The 5,488-nt window shown below is 37.8% G+C and carries 5 protein-coding genes and 1 pseudogene; 1 reads left to right on the top strand and 5 read right to left on the bottom strand.

The annotated features are described in order from the left end of the window. From WBN20_RS15555 to WBN20_RS15545, 3 genes are all read right to left on the bottom strand, one after another. The coding region (locus tag WBN20_RS15555; RefSeq protein ID WP_424282344.1) for an ATP-binding cassette domain-containing protein at window positions 1-743 on the bottom strand (743 nt) is incomplete at its 3' end. Window positions 744-830: 87 nt separating this feature from the next. Beyond that, the gene (locus tag WBN20_RS15550; protein WP_297693439.1) at window positions 831-1,013 is read right to left on the bottom strand and encodes a CAL67264 family membrane protein; all 183 of its coding nucleotides are present in this window, start codon (window positions 1,011-1,013) and stop codon (window positions 831-833) included. A 70-nt stretch (window positions 1,014-1,083) separates the two neighbouring features. After that, on the bottom strand, window positions 1,084-2,067 hold the full coding sequence (locus WBN20_RS15545; RefSeq protein ID WP_424282343.1) for a Gfo/Idh/MocA family protein: 984 nt from the start codon (window positions 2,065-2,067) through the stop codon (window positions 1,084-1,086). 79 nt (window positions 2,068-2,146) lie between these two features. Here WBN20_RS15545 and WBN20_RS15540 point away from each other — a divergent pair, with 79 nt between their 5' ends. Continuing rightward, window positions 2,147-3,775 (top strand): acyl-CoA carboxylase subunit beta, encoded by a 1,629-nt coding sequence (locus tag WBN20_RS15540; protein WP_424282342.1) that lies wholly within the window; start codon window positions 2,147-2,149, stop codon window positions 3,773-3,775. Here the strand turns inward: WBN20_RS15540 and WBN20_RS15535 are convergent. Continuing rightward, window positions 3,772-5,118: a M24 family metallopeptidase gene (locus WBN20_RS15535; RefSeq protein ID WP_424282341.1), complete on the bottom strand. Its 1,347-nt coding sequence runs from the start codon at window positions 5,116-5,118 to the stop codon at window positions 3,772-3,774. The genes WBN20_RS15540 and WBN20_RS15535 overlap by 4 nt on opposite strands. Window positions 5,119-5,258: 140 nt before the next feature. After that, window positions 5,259-5,488 (bottom strand): annotated as a pseudogene (locus WBN20_RS15530) (AMP-binding protein); the annotation flags it as partial.

Below are 5,488 nucleotides of genomic sequence, written 5' to 3'. Positions count from 1 at the left end.
GGAATACCTTCTCCCCTATCTAACTCCAGTATCCAACCGGCGACATTATCCAGGAAATAACGGTCATGTGTTACCGCAATAACAGTTCCTTTGTATTGTGCCAGATGGTGTTCCAACCAATGTACAGATTCAGCATCCAAATGGTTGGTTGGCTCATCGAGCAATAATATTTCCGGTTCCTGTAAAAGCAACCTGCACAAAGCCACCCGCCTTCTCTCACCACCAGAGAGTACAGAAATTTTCATATCTGCTTCAGGAGTCCGCAGCGCATCCATGGCAATCTCAAGTTTGGTGTCGAGTTCCCATGCATTTGAAGCATCAATTTTATCCTGCAGATCGGCTTGCTTGTCCATTAGCTTCTGCATTTTATCTGCATCTTCATATACTTCAGGTAACCCAAACATATCATTAATCTTGTTGTACTCATCCAGGATGGCAACAGTTTCCGAGACACCCTCCTTTACAATTTCCAGTACTGTCTTATTTTCATCGAGTAAGGGTTCTTGTTCTAAATAGCCAACTTTATATCCTGGTGAAAACACTACATCACCCTGATAATTTTTGTCTGAGCCAGCTATAATTCTCAATAGGGTAGACTTACCTGAACCATTAAGACCGAGTATTCCTATTTTGGCCCCATAAAAGAAGCTCAAATAAATATTTTTAAGAACCGGAGTATTGGCATTCTTGTAGGTTTTGGTAACCCCGGACATAGAGAAAATTACCTTCTTATCGTCAGACATAAATTTAATATGTTTTTTGAATAATAATAAATCAACAAGTCAAAAACCTGTTGATTAATAAAGAAATATCATGGAATATAAAAGGGCTCACACCCTCCCTTTTAATGCATTAAATACCCAGGCAATAGCAAAGAAACCAATACCTACTGAGGCAAACCCCCATCCGGCCACATCGTCGTAACGAAATGCGCCGAGGGCAATTAATCCGAAGCCTACAGAAATCATTATAAAAGTAGCCCAGGCAAGGACTGTATTCTTGTTCATTCCCATGTTTGTTAGTTTAGTTGGACCTCAAATATCGGAAATTTTAAAAGAATTTTTCAAAGTAAATTCTTAAACTTTATTTTTCAAAGGGAAATACAACTCCCGTTTGTTTCCTGATATCATCCATAATTCTAATTAAATCAGTAGAATTCTTCAAGGTCCAGGAGTCACTCTCTATCCTGCCGTTCCTTAAACATTGATGAACTTCTTCTATTTCATATTCATAACCTTTGCCCTTTGTAGGTAATTGAACTTTTTCCACTTTATCATTTTTTTCAACAGAATACTCCTGTGCTTCGTGCCATCTGGGGGCTAAATATATAGTTCCCTCAGAACCTGAAATTTCTGCCTTCATTTCCGAATTCGAGCTAAGTCCGCTATACAATACGGCCTGTGCGTTTGAATATTCAAATATCATCGAGGTTTGGATATCTACTCCTGTTTTATATAGTTTGGAAGAAGTAAGAATTTTTTCAGGATAACCTAAAATAAGATATGCTAAAAAAATAGGATAAATGCCAATATCCAATAAAGACCCTCCGGCTAATGCCGGATTTAGAAGCCTGCCTTTTTCGTCCCTGTCAAGAGCATAAAAAGAAAAATCCGCTCGTAAGTATTTTATATCCCCAATACTGCCCTCGTCTACCAATTCTTTTACTTTTTTAATTGAAGGGTTAAACCTGCTCCACAAAGCTTCCATCAAAAAAACCTTATTCATTCTGGCACAGGCAATCATTTTTTCCACTTCACCTCTATTTATTCCCATAGGTTTTTCGCAAAGTACATTTCGCCCTGCGTTCATGGCCATAATACTCAACTCGGCATGAGAGGTATGTGGTGTGGCAATATAAACTACATCTACCTCAGAACAATTAAATAATTCCTGATAGCTCCCAAATGCATATCTGGCTTTATTAAATTCACAAAATCGGTTGGCTTTTTGAATGTCTCTCGAGGCAACGGCAGTGAGTTCCCCATCTGCCAGCAATTTTAAATCATCCGCAAATTTTTGAGCTATATTTCCTAATCCTACTATTCCCCATCGAATTTTTTCTTTCATATCTTACAGTTCAATTTTGTTAAAGTTAATCAATATTACTCCTTATCTTTAACCCTATTAAAGAAATTGAATTAAGAGAATGGATATCAACTTCAATAAGAACGAAGATCGAAACAAATTACTTTTATCAGAGCTAAAGAAAAGGCTTGCCAAGGTAAAATTAGGCGGCGGTAATACCCGTATTGAAAAGCAGCACGAATTAGGAAAGATGTCTGCCAGAGAGCGCATAGATTACTTATTAGATGACAAAAGTAATTCGATAGAAATTGGTGCATTTGCGGGAGATAATATGTACGCGGAACATGGTGGGTGCCCATCTGGAGGAGTTGTAGTTAAAATAGGTTTTGTTAAAAGTAAACAATGTATTGTTGTTGCAAATGATGCTACAGTTAAAGCGGGAGCCTGGTTCCCGATTACAGCTAAAAAGAATCTTAGAGCTCAGGAAATTGCAATAGAAAACAGGCTTCCAATTATTTATTTGGTAGACAGCGCAGGGGTTTATCTCCCTATGCAGGATGAAATTTTTCCCGACAAAGAGCATTTTGGCCGTATTTTCAGAAACAATGCGATAATGAGCAGTAAGGGAATAGTACAAATAGCAGCGATTATGGGGAGTTGTGTAGCAGGGGGGGCTTATTTACCAATTATGAGTGATGAAGCTCTTATTGTAAATAAGACCGGTAGTATATTTTTAGCTGGAAGTTATTTGGTTAAGGCCGCCATAGGCGAGGATATTGATAATGAAACTCTTGGAGGAGCTGTAACGCATAGTGAAATAAGCGGGGTAACCGATTATAAGGCAAAAGATGATAAAGATGCCCTTGATACGATCAAAAACCTGATTGATAAGATAGGGAATCCCGATAACGCTGGTTTTAATAGAATTAAATCTATAAAACCTGCAGAAAAACAGGAATACATTTATGTTATTTTACCGGGGTCAAGGACAGACCAATACGATATGCTCGAAATAATTAAGCGGCTGGTAGACAACTCGGAGTTTCAGCAATATAAGGAAGGGTTTGGGAAAACTATCCTCACAGGTTATGCGCGCATTGATGGCTGGGCCGTTGGCATTGTCGCAAATCAACGAAAAGTGGTAAAAAACAGTAAAGGCGAAATGCGGTTTGGAGGAGTTATATATTCCGATTCTGCAGATAAGGCCACAAGATTTATCGCAAATTGTAATCAGAAAAAAATACCTCTTGTTTTCCTTCAGGATGTGACTGGGTTTATGGTGGGTAGCAAAAGTGAGCATGGGGGTATAATAAAAGATGGAGCAAAAATGGTTAATGCGGTAAGTAATTCTGTTGTACCAAAATTTACTGTGATTATTGGTAATAGCTATGGGGCTGGAAATTACGCCATGTGCGGCAAAGCCTATGATCCCAGGCTTATCGTCGCCTGGCCAAGTGCCGAACTTGCTGTAATGAGTGGGAATTCTGCAGCAAAAGTATTGCTACAGATAGAAAAGGCCTCTTTAAAAAAGAAAGGAGAAAAAATAACTCCTGAAAAAGAAGCTGAACTCTTTGACGAAATTAAGAAAAGATATGATAGACAAATATCCCCATATTACGCGGCAGCACATTTATGGACAGACGCTATTATAGATCCGTTAGAAACACGTAAATGGATTTCCATGGGTATAGAGGCTGCCAACCATGCCCCTATTGAAAAAGCATTTAATATGGGGGTTTTACAAGTTTAGTTACCTAAATGTTTGGTTACTCTGGGTATCAGTAATAACTCTGTTTGCCGGCCATTTACATATCTGAATCCCTCAGGGCCAAAAAAGCCTGCTTCTTCAAGCATTATTCGAATATCTCTGTTCCATTCAGGGATGGTAATTGTGGTATTCAATTCAATGGCATAGACCGTATTCGGATTGAGAGGATAATTCTCACCATCATCTTTCATAACACCTCCCTGGGAATCCCACATCCCTATAGTAGTACCAGCGGAATGACCATAGGATCCTAATGGATGGGTATAAATGGCAGGTTTAAGTCCGGCTTCTTTGGCCTGATTTAAGGCGATTTTTAATATTTCATTCCCAGTACGCCCTCTTATCATATTTTTTGTAAGATAGTCCTGCACGCTGTTCCCATCTTTTAAACCATCTTTTAAAAATATAGGTGCTTCTGTTTCTCCGGGTTTTAAAACATAGGCCAATTCCTGGCAATCCGTATTTAATCTTAAATAAGTAATCCCAAAATCACAGTGTAGCAGATCTCCCGGTAAAATCACCATTTGGTCTGGTCTTCCTGAAAAAGAATAAAGATGCCCCACCAATTCCTCATTTGTTCGTTGTACATCTACTGTTGGATGGAACCAGGTCTCCAGACCCAGATCTGTAACCTTTTGCCTCATCCACCACTCTACTTCAGTAGTTGTTGTTATTCCGGGGGTAATCACTTTTTCGGAAAATGCTTCTTCAATAATATCATGTGTTATGGAGACCAATTGATTGTATATTACCATTTCCCGTTCCGTTCTTGTCTCAATCCATCTAACCGCAAGTTGTTCGGCAGAAACTATTCTTGAAGTGTATTTTTTTGGTAAATTTTGCAAGAATTCCTCATAGTCCGTTTTGTCCAATCCATCGGCTATGTTATGATCTTTTGAAAAATTCAGGCCAATTTTTTTTGGATTCCTTTCTTCTATCAATTGAACTAATCTTTGCCATTGATCAGGTTCTTTTTCCTTGTCCCATGCCGATGAGATATTTTTTCCCACATTATATCGGGCTACGGCCAGTTTTTCGATTGTGTTTTTGGTTTTATCTCTATAAAACAATAGGATGGTTCTCCTTCTTGCATTTAACCAGGTGGAAGGTAGCATGGTTCTTAACACCGGATCTTCATTGTATTCCCGTGAAATAAGAATCCACATGTCCAAATCTGACTGGTCCATAAGTTTCGGTAGCAAAACATCGAACCGCTCATTTAAAATTTCATCAATTACTTGAGCACGTTCTTCTTCAGATAAAATTTGCTGACAAAATAACTGATAACTAAGTGAAAATAATAGGAGCGTTAGGAGACTTTTCATAAAATGCGTAGACTTTATTAATTTATAATTTGTTTTATTATTAAAATAAGCCATGAATATACTAATCATTTATATTCTATAGTAATACATTCTTACCCTTAGTATTACTAAAATTTGGGTTCTCAGACTTTTTAATGTTATCAGCTTTTTATCAAAGACAAACTTTTTTCCCTTATAATCTTGCCATTTGTTGTGTTTTTAAAAGCTGAGACGTAAAATATTTCTTTTGGCAACTCAAATTTCTCCAAATCGGCTTTGGATATTATTTCCTGAAGCCCCTCTATTTTTTCACCTTCAACAACTAAAACTAATTTCTGTCCCAACTTCAAATCGGGCAAAGCACTAACAAAAAATCTTGACGGCATAAGGA

It is taken from the genome of Eudoraea sp. (assembly GCF_049665975.1).
Lineage (GTDB): Bacteria > Bacteroidota > Bacteroidia > Flavobacteriales > Flavobacteriaceae > Eudoraea.
The sequence above is the reverse complement of the archived record's forward strand: the minus strand, read 5'-3'. Positions and strand labels throughout refer to the sequence as shown.

Bases quoted from the DNA above. Each gene is read 5' to 3' on its own strand.
- WBN20_RS15550 (WP_297693439.1), bottom strand. From the start codon at position 1,013: ATGGGAATGAACAAGAATACAGTCCTTGCCTGGGCTACTTTTATAATG.
- WBN20_RS15545 (WP_424282343.1), bottom strand. From the start codon at position 2,067: ATGAAAGAAAAAATTCGATGGGGAATAGTAGGATTAGGAAATATAGCT.
- WBN20_RS15540 (WP_424282342.1), top strand. From the start codon at position 2,147: ATGGATATCAACTTCAATAAGAACGAAGATCGAAACAAATTACTTTTA.
- WBN20_RS15535 (WP_424282341.1), bottom strand. From the start codon at position 5,118: ATGAAAAGTCTCCTAACGCTCCTATTATTTTCACTTAGTTATCAGTTA.